Source organism: Streptomyces roseus, from assembly GCF_001044425.1.
Classification (GTDB): domain Bacteria; phylum Actinomycetota; class Actinomycetes; order Streptomycetales; family Streptomycetaceae; genus Streptomyces; species Streptomyces roseus.
The window spans coordinates 19,647-41,055 of the sequence record NZ_LFML01000032.1 but is presented as its reverse complement, the minus strand read 5'-3'; the positions used below and the strand labels follow the sequence as shown (position 1 = coordinate 41,055).

Annotated in this window: 20 protein-coding genes; 13 read left to right on the top strand and 7 right to left on the bottom strand. The window is 70.7% G+C overall.

The window, feature by feature from the left end:
• Nucleotides 1-193: 193 nt before the first annotated feature.
• On the top strand, nt 194-1,030 hold the full coding sequence (gene whiG, locus ACS04_RS08450) for an RNA polymerase sigma factor WhiG (RefSeq protein ID WP_048475916.1): 837 nt from the start codon (nt 194-196) through the stop codon (nt 1,028-1,030).
• A gap of 52 nt (nt 1,031-1,082) precedes the next feature.
• On the top strand, nt 1,083-1,640 hold the full coding sequence (locus ACS04_RS08445) for a TetR/AcrR family transcriptional regulator (protein ID WP_048475915.1): 558 nt from the start codon (nt 1,083-1,085) through the stop codon (nt 1,638-1,640).
• A 101-nt stretch (nt 1,641-1,741) separates the two neighbouring features.
• Here the strand turns inward: ACS04_RS08445 and ACS04_RS08440 are convergent, their stop codons facing one another.
• Nucleotides 1,742-2,206 (bottom strand): M23 family metallopeptidase, encoded by a 465-nt coding sequence (locus ACS04_RS08440; protein WP_053080728.1) that lies wholly within the window; start codon nt 2,204-2,206, stop codon nt 1,742-1,744.
• 249 nt (nt 2,207-2,455) lie between these two features.
• Here ACS04_RS08440 and rpsB point away from each other — a divergent pair, with 249 nt between their 5' ends.
• From rpsB to ACS04_RS08395, 9 genes are all read left to right on the top strand, one after another.
• Nucleotides 2,456-3,364, top strand: a complete 909-nt coding sequence (gene rpsB / locus ACS04_RS08435; RefSeq protein ID WP_048475914.1) for a 30S ribosomal protein S2 — start codon at nt 2,456-2,458, stop codon at nt 3,362-3,364.
• 134 nt (nt 3,365-3,498) lie between these two features.
• Complete coding sequence (gene tsf / locus ACS04_RS08430) at nt 3,499-4,335, top strand: translation elongation factor Ts (RefSeq protein WP_048475913.1); 837 nt, start codon at nt 3,499-3,501, stop codon at nt 4,333-4,335.
• Nucleotides 4,336-4,498: 163 nt separating this feature from the next.
• On the top strand, nt 4,499-5,278 hold the full coding sequence (pyrH, locus tag ACS04_RS08425) for a UMP kinase (protein ID WP_030162523.1): 780 nt from the start codon (nt 4,499-4,501) through the stop codon (nt 5,276-5,278).
• Nucleotides 5,279-5,363: 85 nt separating this feature from the next.
• Nucleotides 5,364-5,921 carry a ribosome recycling factor gene (frr, locus tag ACS04_RS08420; RefSeq protein ID WP_030162526.1) on the top strand — a complete coding sequence of 186 codons (558 nt, stop codon included), beginning with the start codon at nt 5,364-5,366 and terminating at the stop codon, nt 5,919-5,921.
• Nucleotides 5,921-6,994, top strand: coding sequence for a phosphatidate cytidylyltransferase (locus ACS04_RS08415; protein ID WP_048475912.1), 1,074 nt, complete (start codon nt 5,921-5,923; stop codon nt 6,992-6,994). The genes frr and ACS04_RS08415 overlap by 1 nt, the downstream gene beginning before the upstream one ends.
• A 161-nt stretch (nt 6,995-7,155) precedes the next feature.
• Nucleotides 7,156-8,268 (top strand): dual-specificity RNA methyltransferase RlmN, encoded by a 1,113-nt coding sequence (gene rlmN / locus ACS04_RS08410; protein ID WP_048475911.1) that lies wholly within the window; start codon nt 7,156-7,158, stop codon nt 8,266-8,268.
• A gap of 252 nt (nt 8,269-8,520) precedes the next feature.
• Nucleotides 8,521-9,618 (top strand): thiamine ABC transporter substrate-binding protein, encoded by a 1,098-nt coding sequence (locus ACS04_RS08405; RefSeq protein WP_048475910.1) that lies wholly within the window; start codon nt 8,521-8,523, stop codon nt 9,616-9,618.
• Nucleotides 9,594-11,276, top strand: coding sequence for an ABC transporter permease (locus tag ACS04_RS08400; RefSeq protein WP_398022991.1), 1,683 nt, complete (start codon nt 9,594-9,596; stop codon nt 11,274-11,276). The genes ACS04_RS08405 and ACS04_RS08400 overlap by 25 nt, the downstream gene beginning before the upstream one ends.
• Nucleotides 11,276-12,310 (top strand): ABC transporter ATP-binding protein, encoded by a 1,035-nt coding sequence (locus tag ACS04_RS08395; protein ID WP_048475908.1) that lies wholly within the window; start codon nt 11,276-11,278, stop codon nt 12,308-12,310. The genes ACS04_RS08400 and ACS04_RS08395 overlap by 1 nt, the downstream gene beginning before the upstream one ends.
• A 51-nt stretch (nt 12,311-12,361) precedes the next feature.
• Here the strand turns inward: ACS04_RS08395 and ACS04_RS08390 are convergent, their stop codons facing one another.
• The 6 genes from ACS04_RS08390 to ACS04_RS08365 form a co-directional block, all read right to left on the bottom strand.
• The gene (locus ACS04_RS08390; RefSeq protein ID WP_048475907.1) at nt 12,362-13,264 is read right to left on the bottom strand and encodes a DMT family protein; all 903 of its coding nucleotides are present in this window, start codon (nt 13,262-13,264) and stop codon (nt 12,362-12,364) included.
• 94 nt (nt 13,265-13,358) lie between these two features.
• Nucleotides 13,359-14,474, bottom strand: coding sequence for an LOG family protein (locus tag ACS04_RS08385; RefSeq protein WP_048475906.1), 1,116 nt, complete (start codon nt 14,472-14,474; stop codon nt 13,359-13,361).
• A gap of 26 nt (nt 14,475-14,500) precedes the next feature.
• On the bottom strand, nt 14,501-15,574 hold the full coding sequence (locus ACS04_RS08380) for a hypothetical protein (RefSeq protein WP_048475905.1): 1,074 nt from the start codon (nt 15,572-15,574) through the stop codon (nt 14,501-14,503).
• Nucleotides 15,556-16,383 (bottom strand): ABC transporter ATP-binding protein, encoded by an 828-nt coding sequence (locus tag ACS04_RS08375; protein WP_078864554.1) that lies wholly within the window; start codon nt 16,381-16,383, stop codon nt 15,556-15,558. The genes ACS04_RS08380 and ACS04_RS08375 overlap by 19 nt, the downstream gene beginning before the upstream one ends.
• Before the next feature lie 174 nt (nt 16,384-16,557).
• A complete protein-coding gene (locus ACS04_RS08370; RefSeq protein ID WP_048475903.1) occupies nt 16,558-17,919 on the bottom strand; it encodes an aspartate aminotransferase family protein in 1,362 nt (453 codons plus the stop codon).
• Between the two features lie 3 nt (nt 17,920-17,922).
• The gene (locus ACS04_RS08365; RefSeq protein WP_030298396.1) at nt 17,923-18,426 is read right to left on the bottom strand and encodes an Lrp/AsnC family transcriptional regulator; all 504 of its coding nucleotides are present in this window, start codon (nt 18,424-18,426) and stop codon (nt 17,923-17,925) included.
• 169 nt (nt 18,427-18,595) lie between these two features.
• On the opposite strand from ACS04_RS08365, the gene ACS04_RS08360 reads away from it, so the two are divergent.
• On the top strand, nt 18,596-20,035 hold the full coding sequence (locus ACS04_RS08360; RefSeq protein ID WP_048475902.1) for a gamma-aminobutyraldehyde dehydrogenase: 1,440 nt from the start codon (nt 18,596-18,598) through the stop codon (nt 20,033-20,035).
• 104 nt (nt 20,036-20,139) lie between these two features.
• Nucleotides 20,140-21,318, top strand: coding sequence for an ABC transporter substrate-binding protein (locus ACS04_RS08355; RefSeq protein WP_048475901.1), 1,179 nt, complete (start codon nt 20,140-20,142; stop codon nt 21,316-21,318).
• Nucleotides 21,319-21,409 lie beyond the last annotated feature (91 nt).

The following is a 21,409-nucleotide window of genomic DNA, read 5'->3' as shown; positions in this document are numbered from 1 at the left end:
GAAAGAGTGAAGCCGATGAGAGACGCGGTCTCCCCGGTGGCAGCCGCCGGGACCCAGCGCCAGGCGCCGGTCCCGGGTCGCCCGCGCGAGTCAGGACGCCCCGGTGCCCGTGCGCGATCCCGTACTCTTCGCGCACCGCGACACTTCCGTCACGCTACGCTCCCAAGGAATCCCGCTCCGGCAAAGGCGAAGCATGCCCCAGCACACCTCAGGGTCTGACCGCGCTGCGGTGCCCCCCGCTGCCCGCGGCGGCGTGCGGACCACCGCGCCCTCGTCCCTCGAGGTGCTGTGGCGCTCGTACAAGGAGAGCGGCGACGAGCGCCTGCGGGAGCAGCTGATCCTGCACTACTCGCCCCTGGTGAAGTACGTGGCCGGCCGGGTCAGCGTGGGCCTGCCGCCCAATGTGGAACAGGCCGACTTCGTCTCCTCCGGGGTCTTCGGGCTGATCGACGCCATCGAGAAGTTCGACATCGACCGGTCCATCAAGTTCGAGACGTACGCGATCACCCGCATCCGGGGCGCGATGATCGACGAGCTGCGCGCCCTGGACTGGATCCCGCGCTCGGTCCGGCAGAAGGCCAGGGCCGTGGAGCGCGCCTACGCCACCCTCGAAGCCCAGCTGCGCCGCACCCCGACCGAGCACGAGGTCGCCGGGGAGATGGGCATCGCCGTGGAGGAACTCCACGCCGTGTTCAGCCAGTTGTCCCTGGCCAACGTCGTGGCCCTGGAGGAGCTGCTGCACGTCGGCGGCGAGGGCGGAGACCGCCTCTCGCTGATGGACACCCTGGAGGACACCGCCGCCGACAACCCGGTCGAGGTGGCCGAGGACCGTGAGCTGCGCAGGCTCCTGGCCAGGGCGATCAACACCCTGCCGGAGCGGGAGAAGACCGTCGTCACGCTCTACTACTACGAGGGCCTCACCCTCGCCGAGATCGGCAACGTGCTCGGGGTCACAGAGAGCCGGGTCAGTCAGATCCACACCAAGTCGGTGCTCCAACTGCGGGCCAAGCTGGCGGATGTCGGCCGATGAGCTTGCGCCCCCTCCGTAGAGTGGACGTGTGCCCAGGATTCGAGCGGCCTCCGTGGCCGAGCACCGGTCGATGCAGCGCGGCGCCCTGCTGGACGCCGCACGCTCCCTGCTGTCCGAAGGCGGGACGGAGGCGCTGACCTTCCCCGCCCTCGCGGAGCGCACCGGCCTCGCCCGGTCCTCCGTGTACGAGTACTTCCGCTCCCGCGCGGCCGTGGTCGAAGAGCTGTGCGCGGTGGACTTCCCCGTGTGGGCCGCCGAGATCGAAGCGGCGATGGAGCGGGCCGAGACGCCGGAGGCCAAGGTCGAGGCCTATGTCCGCAGCCAGCTGGGACTCGTCGGGGACCGGCGCCACCGGGCGGTGGTCGCGATCTCGGCCAGCGAGCTGGACGCGGGGGCGCGGGAGAAGATCCGCGCTGCGCACGGGGGTCTCGTGGCGATGATCGTGGAGGCACTGGGCGCCCTGGGGCACGAGCAGCCCCGCCTCGCGGCGATGCTGCTCCAGGGGGTCGTCGACGCGGCGGTGCGCCGCATCGAACTCGGCGCCGCCGAGGACCCCGGTGTGGTGACGGAGGCGGCCGTGGGCATGGCCCTCCGGGGCGTGCAGAGCTGAGGCTGCCTGGCCGCCACGGGCACGCGCCGCCCTCACCTGCCGGGTTGCCCGGAGGGCGATCGGCTCGTCCGTCGGTGCCTTCTCGGGCTGCGCGGCCCCGGTCAGTCGTCCTGGGGGGTGAGGGGCAGGAGTCTTGGTGTCGGGTGGGGGAGGACGGTCAGGGGGTTCAGGTACGCCGTGCCCGAGAGGAGGCCCCAGTGGAGGCAGGGGGTCGCGCAGTGCGTGCCCTCCGTGAGGACCGCCACCACTTGGCCGGCCGTGACCTCCTCGCCCTCCGCGACCAGCGGCCGGACCGGTTCGTACGTGGTGCGCAGGCCGCCGGGAAGGGTCAGGGACAGGACCCCGCGGCCGGCCACCGGCCCCGCGTGGTGCACCCGGCCCGGGCCCACCGCCCTGACCTCGGCGCCCACCGGGGCGGCCAGGTCCACCCCGCGGTGCCCCGCCGCGTAGGGGGTCGGGGGCGGGTCCCACCAGCGCGTCACCACCAGGGGCGGCGGCAGCGGCCGGGCCCCGGCGGAGAACGCCTGCGTCAGGGCCAGGAGCAGCGTGATCAGCAGTGTCGTCATGCCGTCCAGGTTGCCGTCGGGTCGCGCAGCGTGAGCGGGCCTGTGGACAAGGGGCCGGGTGTGGACAACGGCGTCACCTGGCATACCGCCCGGTCCCGTACACTTCTTACGGCGATCCGGGTCACCGGGTCGACTTCGCACGCCCCAGCACCAGCCGCTCAGGCCGGGTGAAAGCGTCTCTCGGTCCCCTTCCGGGGGCAGGGCGCGGTGGGGCGTCAGGAACCAAACCGAGAAACCAAGGAGATGGCCATGGCCGTCGTAACGATGCGGGAGCTGCTGGAAAGCGGCGTCCACTTCGGTCACCAGACCCGTCGCTGGAACCCGAAGATGAAGCGCTTCATCTTCACCGAGCGCAACGGCATCTACATCATCGACCTGCTCCAGTCGCTGTCGTACATCGACCGCGCCTACGAGTTCGTCAAGGAGACCGTCGCCCACGGCGGCTCCATCATGTTCGTCGGTACCAAGAAGCAGGCCCAGGAGGCCATCGCCGAGCAGGCGACGCGCGTTGGTATGCCGTACGTCAACCAGCGGTGGCTGGGTGGCATGCTCACCAACTTCTCCACCGTCTACAAGCGCCTCCAGCGTCTGAAGGAGCTTGAGGCGATCGACTTCGAGGACGTCGCCGCCTCGGGTCTCACCAAGAAGGAGCTCCTGGTCCTCTCCCGCGAGAAGACCAAGCTGGAGAAGACCCTCGGTGGTATCCGCGAGATGTCGAAGGTTCCCAGCGCCGTCTGGATCGTCGACACCAAGAAGGAGCACATCGCCGTCGGTGAGGCGCGCAAGCTCCACATCCCGGTCGTCGCGATCCTCGACACCAACTGCGACCCCGACGAGGTCGACTACAAGATCCCGGGCAACGACGACGCGATCCGCTCCGTCACCCTGCTCACCCGCGTGATCGCCGACGCCGTCGCCGAGGGCCTCATCGCCCGCTCCGGCGCTGCGACCGGTGACTCGAAGCCGGGCGAGAAGGCCGCTGCCGAGCCGCTCGCCGAGTGGGAGCGCGACCTGCTCGAGGGTGAGAAGAAGGCCGACGACGCCGAGGCCGCCCCGGCCGCCGAGGCCGCTGTCGAGACCCCGGCCGCCGAGGCCGACGAGACCCCGGCCGCCGAGGCCGTCGTCGAGGCTCCGGCCGCCGACGCCGAGCAGGCCTGACCCTCTGAGAGAGCCCGGCGTTCATCCGCCGGGCACTCGCAGCACGGACGATGACGGCGGGGGAGCCGCGCCACAAGCGCGCTCCTCCGCCGTTCACCCGTAGATCTACGACTTCGAGAGAGAATCACAGACTCATGGCGAACTACACCGCCGCTGACGTCAAGAAGCTCCGCGAGCTCACCGGCGCCGGCATGCTGGACTGCAAGAACGCGCTGGTCGACTCCGACGGCGACGTCGACAAGGCCGTCGAGGCGCTCCGTATCAAGGGTCAGAAGGGCGTCGCCAAGCGCGAGGGCCGTTCTGCCGAGAACGGTGCCGTCGTGTCCCTCATCGCCGACGACAACACCTCCGGTGTCATCGTCGAGCTGAAGTGCGAGACGGACTTCGTCGCGAAGGGCGAGAAGTTCCTCGCCGTCGCCAACGAGCTGGCCGCGCACGTCGCCGCGACCTCCCCGGCCGACATCGAGGCGCTGCTCGCGTCCGAGATCGCCCCGGGCAAGACCGTCACGGCCTTCGTGGACGAGGCGAACGCCAACCTCGGCGAGAAGATCGTCCTGGACCGCTTCGCGCAGTTCACCGGCGGTTACGTCACGTCGTACATGCACCGCACCATGCCCGACCTGCCGTACCAGATCGGTGTCCTGGTCGAGCTCGACAAGGAGAACGCCGAGGTCGCCCGCGGCGTCGCGCAGCACATCGCCGCGTTCGCGCCGAAGTGGCTGTCCGCCGAGGACGTCCCGGCCGAGGTCGTCGAGTCCGAGCGCCGCGTCGCCGAAGAGGTCACCCGCGCGGAGGGCAAGCCCGAGGCCGCCCTGCCGAAGATCGTCGAGGGTCGTGTCAACGGCTTCTTCCGCGACAACACGCTGCTCGGCCAGGCGTACGCCCTGGACGCCAAGAAGTCCGTCCAGAAGGTTCTGGACGAGGCCGGTGTCACCCTGGTGCGTTTCTCGCGCATCAAGGTCGGCATCTGAGTCCGTCCTCACAACGACGGACACCGGACCCCGGTAGGGTCTGAAGCAGTCGTCCGCGTGCGCGCGGAACGACCGCAGATCTGACGAGGAGGCCATTGCCGTAGAGGGAACCGCGAGGACCCACCGGCAATGGCCTTCTTCGTATGTGCACGAGGAGATCTCCATGAATCAGGGCGTGGACCCCCACACCGCTTCCGACGACAAGAGCGACCACGACAAGAAGGGCCGCCGCTTCATGCTGAAGCTGTCGGGCGAGGCCTTCTCCGGTGGTGGAGGACTGGGCGTCGACCCCGACGTCGTCCATGCCATCGCGCGCGAAATCGCCGCGGTGGTCCGTGACGGCGCGGAGATCGCCGTCGTGATCGGCGGCGGAAACTTCTTCCGCGGCGCCGAACTCCAGCAGCGCGGCATGGACCGTGCCCGGTCCGACTACATGGGCATGCTGGGCACCGTCATGAACTGCCTCGCCCTCCAGGACTTCCTGGAGAAGGAAGGCATCGACTCCCGTGTGCAGACGGCCATCACCATGGGTCAGGTCGCGGAGCCGTACATCCCGCTGCGCGCCGTACGACACCTGGAGAAGGGCCGCGTCGTGATCTTCGGCGCCGGCATGGGCATGCCGTACTTCTCCACCGACACCACGGCCGCCCAGCGGGCCCTGGAAATCGACGCCGAGGCCCTGCTCATGGGCAAGAACGGCGTCGACGGGGTCTACGACTCCGACCCGAAGAAGAACCCCGACGCGGTGAAGTTCGACGCGCTGGAGTACAGCGAGGTGCTGTCCCGCGACCTCAAGGTCGCCGACGCCACCGCCATCACGCTGTGCCGCGACAACAAGCTGCCGATCCTGGTCTTCGAGCTGCTCGCCGAGGGCAATATCGCCCGCGCCGTCAAGGGTGAGAAGATCGGCACGCTCGTGAGCGACCAGGGCACCCGGGCCTGAGCGCCTCGACGCCGGGCCCGGCCCCGCTGGGCCGAGCCCGCCCCGCCCGCCTGAACCATCCATATCTGACATGCAGGAGCACGTGGTGATCGAAGAAATCCTCCTCGAGGCCGAGGAGAAGATGGAGAAGGCCGTCGTCGTCGCCAAGGAAGACTTCGCGGCGATCCGCACCGGTCGTGCGCACCCGGCGATGTTCAACAAGATCGTGGCGGACTACTACGGCGCCATCACGCCCATCAACCAGCTCGCGTCCTTCTCGGTGCCCGAGCCGCGCATGGCGATCGTGACCCCGTTCGACAAGAGCGCCCTGCGCAACATCGAGCAGGCCATCCGCGACTCCGACCTGGGTGTCAACCCCAGCAACGACGGCAACATCATCCGGGTGACCTTCCCCGAGCTGACGCAGGACCGCCGCAAGGAGTACATCAAGGTCGCGCGCACCAAGGCCGAGGACTCCAAGGTCTCGATCCGCGCCGTCCGCCGCAAGGCGAAGGACTCCCTCGACAAGCTCGTCAAGGACAAGGAGTCCGGCGAGGACGAGGTGCGCCGCGCGGAGAAGGAGCTCGACGACACCACCGCGAAGTACGTCGCGCAGGTCGACGAGCTGCTCAAGCACAAGGAAGCCGAGCTCCTCGAGGTCTGATGAACGACTCTCCCTGGGCCACGGAGCCGGTTCCGGCGGGTCCCGCATACGATGCGCTGGTGGGCCCGCACACTCGGCCCATGCCCATCGTGCCCGATGCCGCCGGCCGTGACTTCGACGACCGGGAAGCACGCGATCGGGGGGCCGCCACCGACGGCGGCCCCCCGTTCCGCGCCGAGACGCCGCCGCAGGAGCCCATGCCCAGCCCCCCGCCTCCGCCCTCGCAGGCACCGCAGGACGCCACGCCGCCGCCGAAGAAGCGGGCGGGGCGGGACCTGCGTGCCGCCATAGGGGTCGGCGTCGGCCTCGGTGCGGTGATCTTCGCTTCGCTGTTCATCGTCAAGGCGGTCTTCGTCGGCGTCATCGCCGTCGCGGTCGTCGTGGGCCTGTGGGAGCTCACCTCCCGGCTCCAGGAGAAGAAGGGCATCAAGGCCCCGCTCGTCCCGCTCGCGGTCGGCGGCGCCGCGATGGTCATCGCCGGGTACGTCCGGGGCGCCGAGGGCGCCTGGGTGGCCATGGCCCTGACGGCGCTGGCGGTCCTCGTCTGGCGGATGACGGAACCGCCGGAGGACTACCTCAAGGACGTCACCGCAGGCGTCTTCGCCGCCTTCTACGTGCCCTTCCTGGCCACCTTCGTCGCGATGCTGCTCACCGCCGACGACGGCCCGGAGCGCGTGGTCACCTTCCTGCTGCTGACGGTGGTCAGCGACACCGGGGCGTACGCGGTGGGCTGGCGCTTCGGCAAGACGAAGCTGGCGCCGCGCATCAGCCCCGGCAAGACCCGCGAGGGGCTGTTCGGCGCGGTGGCCTTCGCGATGGCGGCCGGCGCGCTGTGCATGGAGTTCCTGATCGACGGGGGCGCCTGGTGGCAGGGGCTGCTGCTCGGCCTCGCGGTCGCGGTCAGCGCCACGCTGGGCGACCTCGGCGAGTCGATGATCAAGCGGGACCTGGGGATCAAGGACATGGGCACGCTCCTGCCGGGCCACGGCGGCATCATGGACCGCCTCGACTCCCTGCTGCCGACCGCCCCGGTGGTGTGGCTGCTGCTCGCCGCGTTCGTCGGCACCGGCTGAAACCGGGCCCCGGCGGGTTCCGGCCCGCGGGCGGTTCACCAGGGCAACCCCGCTGAGCTGGGACGACGTACGTCCGAAGGCTTTGGGTGGGTCCGGGCGGTTACTCTAGAGGGGCGCGCTGCTTCTGCGGCGCGCCTTTCGTCTTACGAGGAGTACCAGCCATGGCCCGCCCTGTCCCGGGAGAGCTCACCTTCGTCGCCCCTCGCGGGGCCAAGAAGCCGCCCCGGCATCTCGCCGACCTCACCCCCGAGGAGCGTCGCGAGGCGGTCGCGGCGATCGGCGAGAAGCCCTTCCGGGCCAAGCAGCTCTCGCAGCACTACTTCGCCCGGTACGCGCACGACCCGGCCGAGTGGACCGACATCCCGGCGGGCTCGCGGGAGAAGCTCCGCGAAGAGCTGCTGCCCGAGCTGATGAACGTCATCCGGCACATCTCGTGCGACGAGGACACCACGCGCAAGACCCTGTGGAAGCTGCACGACGGCACGCTCGTCGAGTCCGTGCTGATGCGCTACCCCGACCGGGTCACCATGTGCATCTCCTCGCAGGCCGGCTGCGGCATGAACTGCCCGTTCTGCGCCACCGGCCAGGCGGGCCTGGACCGCAACCTGTCCACCGCCGAGATCGTCCACCAGATCGTCGACGGCATGCGCGCGCTGCGCGACGGCGAGGTCCCCGGCGGACCGGCCCGCCTCTCCAACATCGTCTTCATGGGCATGGGCGAGCCGCTGGCCAACTACAAGCGGGTCGTCGGCGCCATCCGCCGCCTCACCGACCCCGAGCCCGACGGCCTCGGCCTGTCGCAGCGCGGTATCACCGTCTCCACCGTCGGCCTGGTCCCGGCGATGCTGCGCTTCGCCGACGAGGGCTTCAAGTGCCGCCTCGCCGTCTCGCTGCACGCGCCGGACGACGAACTGCGCGACACCCTCGTCCCCGTGAACACCCGCTGGAAGGTCCGCGAGGTCCTCGACGCCGCCTGGGAGTACGCCGAGAAGTCCGGCCGCCGGATCTCCATCGAGTACGCCCTGATCCGCGACATCAACGACCAGGCCTGGCGCGGAGACCTCCTCGGCCGCCTGCTCAAGGGCAAGCGCGTCCACGTCAACCTGATCCCGCTGAACCCGACGCCGGGCTCGAAGTGGACCGCCTCGCGCCCCGAGGACGAGAAGGCCTTCGTCGAGGCCATCGCCCGCCACGGCGTGCCGGTGACCGTTCGGGACACCCGCGGCCAGGAGATCGACGGCGCCTGCGGCCAGCTGGCCGCCTCGGAGCGCTAGCCTGCGGTCTCCGCGGGCCCGATTCGGCCACGGGGTACCCTGTGGCCGAACCAATTGCATATTCCGACAGGGGAGCGCCACAGCGCTGAGAGTGCGGTAACCATCATCCGCAGACCCTCTGAACCTCGCCCCGGTCATTCGGGGTAGGAAGTTCGGTCATCACTCAAGCTGTTGCGCCCTGCCCGGCGACCGCTCGCACTGAGCGCCGGGCAGGGCCGCGTCTTCTCCTGGTCATCCCAGGAGGAATCACCAGTGAGCACCACCAGGAAGTTCGCGGGCGCGGCGCTCGCGGCCGCGCTCGGCGTCGCCACGCTCAGCGCCTGCGGCGGCGCGAAGGACGAGTCCGCGTCCGGCGCGAGTGGCGCGCCGAAGTCCAAGACCGTCACGCTCGTCTCGCACGACTCCTTCAACGTGACCGACTCGGTCCTCAAGGAGTTCGAGCAGCAGAGCGGCTACACCGTCAAGGTCCTGAAGTCCGGGGACGCGGGCGCCGCCCTCAACCAGGAGATCCTCACCAAGGGCTCGCCGCGCGGCGACGTGTTCTTCGGCGTGGACAACACCCTGCTCTCCCGCGCCCTCGACAACGGAATCTTCACGCCGTACGAGGTCAAGGGCCTGGGCGACGTGAAGCCCGAGTACGTGCTCGACAAGGAGCACCGGGTCACCCCGATCGATTCCGGCGACATCTGCGTCAACTACGACAAGGCGTACTTCACGGACAAGAAGATCGCCCCGCCGCAGACGCTGGACGACCTGGTCAAGCCCGAGTACAAGAACCTGCTGGTCACCGAGAACGCGGCGACCTCCTCGCCGGGTCTCGGCTTCCTCCTCGCCTCCGTCGGCAAGTACGGCGAGGAAGGCTGGAAGGACTACTGGAGCAAGCTCAAGGCCAACGGGGTCGAGGTCGTCGACGGCTGGGAGCAGGCCTACAACGAGCGCTTCTCCGGCTCCGCGGGCGGCAAGAAGGCCAAGGGCGACCGGCCGCTGGTCGTCTCCTACGCCTCCAGCCCGCCGGTCGAGGTCCTGTACGGCGAGCCGCAGCCGGCCGAGGCGCCCACGGGCGTGGCCACCGGCACCTGCTTCCGCCAGGTCGAGTTCGCGGGCCTGCTCAAGGGCGCGAAGAACGAGGAGGGCGGCAAGGCGCTCCTCGACTTCCTGGTGGGCAAGAAGTTCCAGGAGGACATGCCGCTCCAGATGTTCGTGAACCCGGTGGTCAAGGACGCGAAGCTGCCGGAGCTGTTCACGAAGCACGGCGTGGTCGTCGAGAAGCCCGAGAACGTGGCTCCCGAGACCATCGCCAAGAACCGTGAGCAGTGGGTCAAGGCATGGTCCTCGCTCGTCGTGAAGTAGGACGCGAGAGCGCGCGCGGTACGGCCGTCCGGCTCCTGCTGATGGCCGTACCGCTCGCCTTCTTCGGGCTCTTCTTCGCGTATCCGGTCGCCGCGATCGTCGGTCGCGGGATCAAAACCGGCGAGGGCTGGCAGTTCGGCCGGATCGGCGAGGTGCTGGGCCGGCCGGACATCGCCGGCGTGCTCTGGTTCACCACCTGGCAGGCGCTCGCGTCCACGGCGCTCACGCTCCTGATCGCACTCCCCGGCGCGTACGTCTTCGCGCGCTTCGAGTTCCGCGGCAAACAGCTGCTGCGGGCGGTGGTCACGGTCCCGTTCGTCCTGCCGACGGTGGTCGTCGGCACCGCCTTCCTGGCGCTGGTCGGGCGGGGCGGGCTGCTGGACGAGCTGTGGGGGGTGCGGCTGGACACCACCGTGTGGGCGATCCTGCTCGCGCACGTCTTCTTCAACTACGCCGTCGTCGTACGGACGGTCGGCGGGCTCTGGGCGCAGCTGGACCCGCGCCAGGAGGAGGCCGCCCGGGTGCTCGGCGCCGGGCGGTTCGCCGCCTGGCGGCGGGTGACGCTGCCCGCGCTCGGACCCGCGGTGGCCGCGGCCTCGCTGATGGTGTTCCTGTTCACGTTCACCTCCTTCGGCGTCGTGCAGATCCTCGGCGGCCCCTCGTACGCCACCTTGGAGGTGGAGGTCTACCGGCAGACCGCGCAGCTGCTCGACCTGCCCACGGCCGCCGTCCTCACGATGGTCCAGTTCGCGGCGGTCGGCCTGATCCTCGGTGTCCACGCCTGGACGGTGCGCCGGCGGGAGACCGCCCTGCGGCTCGTCGATCCGGCGCGGACCGCGCACCGGGTCCGCGGGCCGGGGCAGCGCGCCCTGCTGGGCGGGGTGCTGCTGACGGTGGCGCTGCTGATCGTGGCCCCGCTGGCGGTGCTGGTGGAGCGCTCCCTCGATGCGCCCGGCGGGTACGGGTTCGGGTTCTACCGGGCGCTCCAGGACGCGGGCGCGGGTGGCGGAACGTTTCTGGTGCCCCCGCTGGAAGCCATCTGGAACTCCCTCCAGTACGCGCTCGCCGCCACCGCCATCGCCCTGGTGATCGGCGGGCTCGCGGCGGCGGCGCTGACCCGGCGCGGGGGCCGGTTCGTGCGCGGGTTCGACGCGCTGCTGATGCTTCCGCTGGGGGTGTCGGCCGTGACCGTGGGCTTCGGGTTCCTGATCACCCTGGACGAGCCCCCGCTGGACCTGCGCACCTCGTGGATCCTGGTGCCGCTCGCGCAGGCGCTGGTGGGGGTGCCCTTCGTCGTACGGACCATGCTGCCGGTCCTGCGCGCCGTGGACGGGCGGCTGCGCGAGGCCGCCGCCGTGCTCGGGGCCTCCCCGCTGCGGGCCTGGCGGGAGGTGGACCTGCCGCTGGTGCGGCGGGCGCTGCTGATCGCGGCCGGTTTCGCCTTCGCCGTCTCGCTGGGGGAGTTCGGGGCGACGGTCTTCATCGCGCGGCCCGACCGTCCGACGCTGCCGGTGGCCGTGGCGCGGCTGCTGGGGCGGGCCGGTGAGCTGAACTACGGGCAGGCCATGGCCCTGAGCACGATTTTGATGCTGGTGTGCGCGGTGTCCCTGCTGGTGCTGGAGCGGCTGCGCCCGGACAAGACCTCGGGAGAGTTCTGATGACGTTGCTCGAACTGGCCGGGGTGTCGGTGCGCTTCGGTGAGCGTGCCGTCGTCGACGCGGTCGACCTGGAGGTCGCCGAGCAGGAGATCGTGTGCGTGCTCGGGCCCAGCGGCAGCGGCAAGTCCACGCTGCTGCGGGTGGTGGCCGGGCTCCAGCCGGTCTCGGCGGGGCGGGTCCTGCTGGGCGGGGCGGACCAGGCGCGGGTGCCGGTGCACCGGCGCGGGGTCGGCCTCATGTTCCAGGACCACCAGCTGTTCCCGCACCGGGACGTGGGCGGCAATGTCGCGTTCGGGCTGCGCATGCGCGGCTCGGCCCAGGGGCCCGCGCGCGCGGCGTACGCGTCCCGGGTCGCGGAGTTGCTGGAGCTGGTCGGGCTCCCGGGGGCCCAGGGCCGCCCGGTGGCTTCGCTGTCGGGCGGTGAGCAGCAGCGGGTCGCCCTGGCGCGGGCGCTGGCGCCGTCGCCGAGGCTGTTGATGCTGGACGAGCCGCTGGGGCAGCTGGACCGCGGGCTGCGCGAGCGGCTGGTGGTGGAGCTGCGGGAGCTGTTCTCCCGGCTCGGGACCACGGTGCTGGCCGTCACCCACGACCAGGGGGAGGCCTTCGCACTGGCCGACCGGGTGGTGGTGATGCGGGAAGGGCGGATCGCGCAGGCCGGGACCCCGCTGGAGGTGTGGCAGCGGCCGGCCTCGGAGTTCGTGGCGCGCTTCCTCGGCTTCGAGAACGTCATCCCGGCGGTGGTGGCGGGCGGGGCCGCGGTGACGGCCTGGGGAAAGGTGCAGGTGCCGGCCGGGTCGCCGGAGGGGGAGCAGAGCCTGCTGATCCGTCCGGCCGGAGTGGTGCCGTCGGCCGCGGGGCTGCGCTGCGAGGTGCTGTCGCGAACGTTCCGCGGGACGCACGTCGCGCTGCGGTTGCGGCCGGAGGCCGGGCCGGAGCTGGAGGCGGAGTGCGGGCTGGCCGGGGCGCCCGGGGTGGGGGAGCGGGTCGCCGTGGCCTTCTCCCCGGCCGAGGTGGTCGTGCTTCCGGCGGCGTAGCCGCCGGCCCGGCCCTCCGCCCCCGTCCCGGCCCCCGGCCCGGCCCGGTCCTCAGACGCCGGCGGGGGCGGGTTCCTGCGCCGGGGTCGTGGCGCCCTCGTGGTTGCCGTACCAGGCGACGGCCACCGCGCCCGTGACGGCCAGGACGAAGCCGAGGACCGCCAGCCAGGCCAGGCCCGGACGGGAGGCGTCGCCCAGCCACAGGACGCCGATGGCGCCCGGCAGGACGGTCTCGCCGACCACCAGCGCGGCCGTCGCGCCGTTCACCGAGCCGATCTGGAGGGCGACCGTGTGCAGGTACATGCCGCCGACGCCGGCCAGCACGATCGCGTAGAGGGCCGGGTCGGCGAGCAGCGTGCCCAGGTCGAAGGGGTCGATGCCGTCGAGGATCCGGACGCCGACACCCAGCGCGCCGAAGGCGAGGCCTGACAGCAGGCCCGCCAGGATCGCCGCCCGGGAGCCGAGGAGGCGCACGGCCACCGTCCCGCCCGCGATGATCAGCAGGGTCACCGCGAACAGCCACCAGTGCGTGGACATCGGCGCGTGGTGGCCGCCCTCGTGGCCCGCCGCCGTCGCCAGCAGGACCAGCGCCGCGCAGACGACGCCGATGGAGGTCCATTCCTTGCGGGTCAGCCGGATGCCCAGCATCTTCACGCTGAGCACGGCCGTGATCACCAGGTTGGCGCTGATGACGGTCTGCGAGAGGAACAGCGGCAGCAGCCGGGCGGCCAGCGCGCCCAGCCCGAAGCCCACGAAGTCCAGGATGGTGCCGACGATGAACTCCCACGTCATCGCGGCCTTCGCGGTGGACGAGAGGTTCGGGCCGCCGTGCGCGGTCACCCCCGCGGCGGCCGGGGACATCCGGGCCGCCCTGCGGGAGCCCACGGCTTGCAGGACGGACCCCGTGCCGTAGCAGATGGACGCCGCGATCGCGGTCAGCAGGCCTATGAGCACCGAGGGCTCCGTTCACGTCTGGCGGTTTTGCGTGTTGATTACCTATGGCAGACGTGTGATCGGCCCGGGAAGTTGCCTCCCGTCGGCAGATGGTTCACTTCGTCCGGGCGGCGGCCGTCATCGCCGCGAGCGCGGCGGGGGCTTCGTCGACCGAGTCGACGAGCGCGATCCGCGATTCCATCGCGCGGCCGCGTGCCAGGGCCTTGAGCAGCGGCCACGCCGGCAGGTGCTCGGTCCAGTGCGTACGGTCGACCAGCACCATCGGGGTCGGCTCGCCCCGCGACTCGTAGTAGTTCGGCGTCGCGTTGTCGAATATCTCCTGGAGGGTGCCGGCGGCACCGGGCAGGAAGACCACGCCCGCGTTGGAACGGGCCAGCAGTCCGTCCTCGCGGGTGGCGTTCGCGAAGTACTTGGCGATGTGGCCGGCGAAGGCGTTCGGCGGCTCGTGCCCGTAGAACCAGGTGGGGATGCCCACCGAGTCGGCGCCGTCCGGCCAGCGCTCGCGCACGGCGAACGCCGCCCGCGCCCAGTCGGAGACCGAGGGGGTGAAGGAGGGGGCCTTGGCCAGGATCTCCAGGGCCTCCGGCAGGGCCTCGTCGGGGGCGCTCGCCAGGTAGGCGCCGAGGTTCGCCGCTTCCATCGCCCCCGGGCCGCCGCCGGTGGCCACCGTCAGCCCGGACCGGGCGAGCTCGCGGCCGAGTTCGGCCGCGCCCCGGTAGTCGAGGCCGCCGCGGGACATCGCGTGGCCGCCCATGACGCCCACCACCCGGGCGCCGGCGAGGTGTTCGTCGAGGGCGTCGGAGATCGCGTCGTCGTGGATGGACCGCAGCATCGAGGAGAAGACGTCGCCGTCTGCCTTGGTCTCCTGGAACCAGGCGTACGACTGGGCGTCCGGAGTGGTCTCGTAACCGCCGGGCAGCCCCGTGAACAGCTCGTCGGCGCTGTACAGGAGGCCGCGGTACGGGTTGAACGGGAGGTCCGGGACGGGCGGGAAGACGAGCGCGCCGTCCGCGCGCACCTTCGCCGAGGCGTCGGGCTCCATCGGGCAGCCGAGGAAGACGGCCGCGGAGGTGTCGCTGGAGAGCAGGGCGAACGTGCGCTCCAGCAGGTTGACCGACTGGACCCGGTAGCCGCTGAGCGAGCCGCGGGCCGCGACCCGGTCGAATTCGGCGAGCGTCTCGATCTCGGTGTCGCTGCATCGGTTGACCATTCGGCCCACCCTAAGGGCTGCCCGGGTCAGCGGGTCAATGCCAGCGACGTCAGCTGTGCCACACCCCACACGACGGGTCCGCAGAAGGCCACCAGCGCGGTCGCGCGCAGGGTCGCGGCCCTGCGCAGGACCCCGCCCGGGGTGCCCATGTCGCGCAGTGCCGTCCGGGTGGCCGAGCGGTCCTGACGGACCTCGACGGCGCGGGTGAGCAGGGTCGCGGCCGCGCACAGGATGACAAGGGCGCAGGCCGGGCCGGTCAGCGGGCCCAGCGGGACGCCGAGGCCGACGCGTGCGGGCAGGGCGGCGGTGGTGAGGGCGCCCGCGCCGATCGCGCACAGGACTCCGAGGGGGCGGCCCAGCCGGGGCGCCTCCTCCTGGAGGGTGCGCCCGGCCAGCAGTCGCATGGCGCCCGGGCGGACCGCCTGGACCAGGGCTCCGCAGGCGTAGGCCAGTCCGGGGCCCGCGAGGGAGAGGCCTACGGCGGTGAGGGCCCAGCCGGCCGGTGTCCCGGCACCGCCGGGGCCCGCGTACGCCAGGGCCGCCAGTCCGCAGGCGGTGAGGGCGATGCCCCAGGGCAGGGCGGTCTGCGGGGCCAGCGGCGGGTGCGGGCGCAGGGCGAGGGCGGTGGCGGCGGAGGCGCTCAGCGGGATCAGGGCCAGCAGGGTGAGGGCGGCCGCCACGGGCAGCGGCCGGTCGGCGTGCAGCAGTGCGGCCGCGGCTCCGTCGAGGGGCAGGCCGGTGAGTTCGCCCCGCAGGTGCAGGAAGGCGGCCAGGGCCAGGGCGCTGCCCAGGGTGCACGCGATGGCGGTGGAGACCGTCGCGACGAGGGTGAGCCGTACGGGGCCCAGCCCGACGGCGTCCAGCCCCTCGCGGGGCCGGGTCGCGGGGTCGGTCCGGGCGACGGCGACCGCGAACTGCACGGTGACGGCGAGCGGGACCATGGCCCACAGCAGGCGCGGGAACGATCCGGCAGGCCGGGCGGTGGCTTCCGCGAGCACGTACAGCAGGAGGAATCCGGTGCCGGCGCAGGCGGCGGCTACCAGCAGCCGACGCAGCTGGACGAGCGGGCGGGACCCGCGGGCTAGGCGGAGAGCGAGCACGCGGTCTGGCCCTCCGGGGTCTCGTCGGAAGGACCGCCGCCGTCGTCCGCGTCGCCCGGGCCGCCGGCTCCGCTGCCGGCGTGGGCGGCGAGGCGGCCGTCGAGGAGTTCGACGCTGCGGTCGGCCACGGCCGCGCTCTCCTCGTCGTGGGTGGCCAGCAGCACGGTGATCCCGTGCGAGCGGGCCGCGGTGGTGAGCGTACGGAGCAGCAGGGCGCGCTCGGCGCGGTGCAGCGGGGCGGTGGGCTCGTCGGCGAAGACGACCGAGGGTTCCTTGACCAGGGCGCGGGCGAGGGCGACCCGCTGGGACTCGGCGCGGGTCAGGGAGCCGGGGCGCTTGCGGGCGAAGGCGCCGATGTCGAGCCGGTCCAGCCATGCGCAGGCGGCGGTCTTGGCGGCGCGGTGGGAGGCGCCGGACACCAGCAGCGGCAGGGCCGCGTTCTCCCACACCTTGAGCTCGGGCAGCAGCAGGGGATCGGGGCCGATCCAGCCGAACCGGTCGCGGCGCAGCCGCTCGCGGGCCGTGGCGCCCATGGTGTGGACGGGCAAGCTGTTGAACCAGATCTCGCCCTGCTCGGGGACCAGATGTCCGGACAGGCAGCGCAGCAGGGTGGTCTTACCGCTGCCGCGCGGTCCGGTCACGGCCAGGATCTCGCCCTGGCGGACGCCCACCGAGACCCCGCTCAGGCCGGGCGAACCCGCGCCGGACTTGGTTCGGGGGGACCCCCCGTGGGAGTAGTGAACGGACCGTGCCCAAAGGACGTCATTGTCCGGTGGGGCGTTGTCCGGTGGAGCCACCATGGCGTACACCTCCGTCCGGGGGAACGAAGCGGAACCGGCCTAAGTCACTGGCGCCGCACTGAGATGTAAAGAGATGAACGTCTTGAATGGTGACAGCACACGGCCCGGACCCCCGCGTTCTCACTCGAACGGGGGATCCGGGCCGTGTGGTTCGGACGGTTTGCTGCTCGTCGGTACCGCTGTTTACAGCTTCGTCCACGCCTCGGTGAGCACCGAGCGCAGGATGCCCTCGATCTCGTCGAAGGTGCCCTGGTCCGCGATGAGCGGCGGGGCCAGCTGGATGACCGGGTCGCCGCGGTCGTCGGCCCGGCAGTACAAGCCGTTCTCGAAGAGCGCCTTGGAGAGGAAGCCGTAGAGCACGCGCTCCGTCTCCTCGTCCGTGAAGGACTCCTTGGTGACCTTGTCCTTGACGAGCTCGATGCCGTAGAAGAAGCCGTTGCCGCGGACGTCGCCGACGATGGGCAGGTCGTGCAGCTTCTTCAGCGTCGAGAAAAAGGCGTCCTCGTGGTCCAGCACGTGCTGGTTGAGGCCTTCCTTGTCGAAGATGTCGAGGTTGGCGAGCGCCACCGCGGAGGACACCGGGTGTCCGCCGAAGGTGTAGCCGTGCAGGAAGGTGTTGTCGCCCTTGTAGAACGGCTCGGCGATGCGGTCCGAGACGATGCAGGCACCGATCGGGGAGTAGCCCGAGGTCATGCCCTTGGCGCAGGTGATCATGTCGGGCACGTAGCCGAACTTGTCACAGGCGAACATCGTGCCGAGGCGGCCGAAGGCGCAGATCGTCTCGTCGGAGACGAGGAGCACGTCGTACTCGTCGCAGATCTCGCGGACCCGCTGGAAGTACCCGGGCGGCGGCGGGAAGCAGCCGCCGGCGTTCTGCACCGGCTCCAGGAAGACGGCGGCGACGGTGTCGGCGCCCTCGAACAGGATCTCCTGCTCGATCTGGTCGGCGCACCAGCGGCCGAAGGCCTCGGGGTCGTCGCCGTAGATCGGGGCGCGGTAGATGTTGGTGTTCGGCACCTTGTGCGCGCCGGGGACCAGCGGCTCGAAGGGGGCCTTCAGGGCCGGCAGACCGGTGATGGACAGGGCGCCCTGCGGGGTGCCGTGGTAGGCGACCGCACGCGAGATGACCTTGTACTTGGTGTGCTTGCCCTGGAGCTTGAAGTACTGCTTGGCCAGCTTCCACGCGGTCTCGACGGCCTCGCCGCCGCCGGTGGTGAAGAAGACCTTGTTCAGGTCGCCGGGGGCGTAGTCGGCGAGGCGCTCGGCGAGCTCCACGGCCTTGGGGTGCGCGTACGACCAGATGGGGAAGAACGCGAGTTCCTGCGCCTGCTTGTAGGCGACCTCGGCCAGTTCCTTGCGGCCGTGACCGGCGTTGACCACGAACAGTCCGGCGAGACCGTCCAGGTAGCGCTTGCCCTTGTCGTCGAAGATGTAGGTGCCCTCACCCCGCACGATGGTGGGGACGGGGGAGTTCTCGTACGACGACATGCGGGTGAAGTGCATCCACAGGTGGTCGTACGCGGTCTTGGAGAGGTCCTGGCTCACGGGCTATCGAGTTCCCCACATGTAGGTCTGCTTCTTCAGCTTCAGATAAACGAAGCTTTCGGTTGATCGCACGCCGGGGAGCGCGCGGATCTTCTTGTTGATCGTCTCCAGCAGGTGGTCGTCGTCCTCGCAGACGATCTCCACCATCAGGTCGAACGAGCCCGCGGTCATGACCACGTACTCGCACTCGGCCATCTGGGTCAGCGCGTCGGCCACCGGGTCGAGGTCTCCCTCGACGTTGATGCCGACCATGGCCTGGCGTCGCAGGCCCACGGTGAGCGGGTCGGTGACGGCGACGATTTGCATGACGCCCTGGTCGAGCAGCTTCTGCACGCGCTGGCGCACGGCTGCCTCCGACAGGCCCACGGCCTTGCCGATCGCTGCGTAGGGACGGCGACCGTCCTCCTGCAGTTGCTCGATGATCGCCAGGGACACAGCATCGACCGAAGGGGACGGTTGTCTGTTCCTGGAATCTGCGCTTCGACTGACCACGACCTCACTGTGCACGAGGAGTCGTCTGTTCCGCAAGACGGAATCGATGAAATCCGTTGTTTGGACTCCTGGATCTCACTGATTTCGCAGTTGGTGGCGTCCGGCCCTGCCGAAAGCATCCGCCTAGGGGCTAGGATTGGGATTCGTCTCAATCGTTGGACATGTGATCAGGAGTGTGGCTGGAGTGACCACCGAACTGCGTCGTCTGCGCAACTACATCGGCGGAGAGTTCAAGGACGCCGCCGACGGGCGGACCACCGAGGTGGTCAACCCCGCCACCGGCGAGGTGTACGCCACCGCCCCGCTCTCCGGGCAGGCCGATGTCGACGCCGCCATGGCCGCTGCCGCGGCCGCCTTCCCGGGCTGGCGCGACACCACCCCGTCGGAGCGCCAGAAGGCCCTGCTCAAGATCGCGGACGCCTTCGAGGCGCGCGCGGACGAGCTCGTGGCCGCCGAGTCGGAGAACACCGGCAAGCCGCTGGGCCTCACGGCCAGCGAGGAGCTGCCGCCGATGGTGGACCAGATCCGCTTCTTCGCGGGTGCGGCACGCCTCCTGGAGGGCCGCTCGGCCGGTGAGTACATGGACGGGATGACCTCGATCATCCGTCGTGAGCCGGTCGGCGTGTGCGCCCAGGTCGCGCCGTGGAACTACCCGATGATGATGGCCGTCTGGAAGTTCGCCCCGGCCATCGCCGCGGGCAACACCGTGGTGCTCAAGCCCTCGGACACCACCCCGGCCTCCACCGTCCTGATGGCGGAGATCATCGACTCGATCCTGCCCAAGGGCGTCTTCAACGTCGTGTGCGGCGACCGCGAGACCGGCCGGGCCATGGTCGAGCACCCCACCCCGGCGATGGCCTCCATCACCGGCTCGGTGCGCGCCGGCATGCAGGTCGCCGAGAGCGCCTCGAAGGACGTCAAGCGCGTCCACCTGGAGCTCGGCGGCAAGGCCCCCGTCGTCGTCTTCGAGGACGCCGACCTCGCCAAGGCCGTCGAGGACATCGCGGTCGCCGGCTACTTCAACGCAGGCCAGGACTGCACCGCCGCGACCCGCGTGCTCGTGCACGAGTCCATCCACGACGAGTTCGTGACCGCCCTCGCCAAGGCCGCCGCCGACACCAAGACCGGCGCCCCGGACGACGAGGACGTGCTCTACGGCGCCCTGAACAACCCGAACCAGCTGAAGCAGGTCGCGGGCTTCATCGAGCGCCTCCCGGCGCACGCCAAGGTCGAGGCCGGCGGCCACCAGGTCGGCGACAAGGGCTACTTCTACGCCCCGACCGTGGTCTCGGGCCTCAAGCAGGACGACGAGATCATCCAGAACGAGGTCTTCGGCCCTGTCATCACCGTCCAGTCCTTCACCGACGAGGCCCAGGCCCTGGAGTACGCGAACGGAGTCGAGTTCGCCCTCGCCTCCTCCGTGTGGACCAAGGACCACGGCCGCGCGATGCGGATGTCCAAGAACCTCGACTTCGGCTGCGTGTGGATCAACACCCACATCCCGCTCGTCGCCGAGATGCCCCACGGCGGCTTCAAGAAGTCCGGCTACGGCAAGGACCTCTCCGCCTACGGCTTCGAGGACTACACCCGCATCAAGCACGTGATGACCTCGCTCGACGGCTGATCGATCTCCGCGGGGATCGCATCGATCACCGCAGGGGCTTGGGAGGGCGGGCAGTAGACAGTGTGTCTATTGCCCGCCCTCCCGCGTTCCCCGAGGCTTTGCCCATGCCTGAACTCGCCTTCTCCCGCCGCGCGGCGCTGCGCGGCCTCGGTGCCGCCGGCCTGTTCGCGGCCCTGACCGGCTGCGGTGTGCCCGCCGCGTTCGTCCCCGAGGACCGGCGGGGAGGCGCGGACCGCTCCGAGCGGGACAAGCGGGTGGCTTTTTCGAACTGGCCCCTCTACATCGACACCGACGACGAGGACGAGGAGCGCAGGCCCACGCTGGACGCCTTCTCGGAGAAGACCGGTATCGAGGTCCGGTACACCGAGGAGATCAACGACAACGACGAGTTCTTCGGCAAGGTCAGCCCGGCCCTGATGAACCACCAGGAGACCGGCCACGACCTGGTGGTCGTCAGCGACTGGATGGCCGCCCGCTTCGTCCACCTGGGCTGGGCCCAGAAGATGGACCGCTCGGCGCAGCCCAACGTGGCCGCCCACCTGGACCCGCAGCTGCGCTCGCCCGCCTTCGACGAGGGCCGCCTGCACACCGTCCCGTGGCAGTCGGGCATCACCGGCATCGCCTACAACCGCAAGGCGCTGGGCCGGGAGATCAAGTCGGTGGGCGACCTGTGGCAGCCGGACCTGGCCGGCAAGGTCACCCTCTTCTCCGGCCTGGACGAGTCCTTCGCCCTGCTGATGCAGGGCAACGGCGTGGACGTCACCCGGTGGACCGAGTCCGACTTCCACCGGATGTGCGACCAGGTGGAGAGCATGGTGAAGAGGAAGCACATCCGCCGCTTCACCGGCAACGACTACACCTCCGATCTGAGCAAGGGCGACGTACTGGCCTGTCAGGCCTACTCCGGTGACGCCATCCAGCTCCAGGCCGACAACCCGGACATCGAGTTCGTCGTCCCCGAGGAGGGCGCCGAACTCTGGGCGGAGAGCCTGCTCGTCCCCAACCTGGCCCGGCACAAGGCCAACGCCGAGGCCCTGGTCGACTACTACTACGCGCCGGAGGTGGCCGCCGAGCTCGCCGCCGCCGTGAACTACGTCTGCCCCGTCCCGGCGGCACGCGAGGTCATGGCCGCCTCCGGTGACAAGGAGACCGCCGAACTCGCGGAGAACCCGCTGATCTTCCCCGACGGGGAGATGCGCAAGCGGCTCGTCGTCGCCCGGGACATCTCCTCGATCGAGCGCCGCTCCCTCGCCCAGCGCTGGAACGCCATCGTCGGCCTCTGAGGGCCCGGCCCCGCGGGAACGACCACGGTCCGCCACAAAAATGAACGTGTTCAGAGAATTGGCTGAACGCGTTCAGAAATCAGCGTACGCT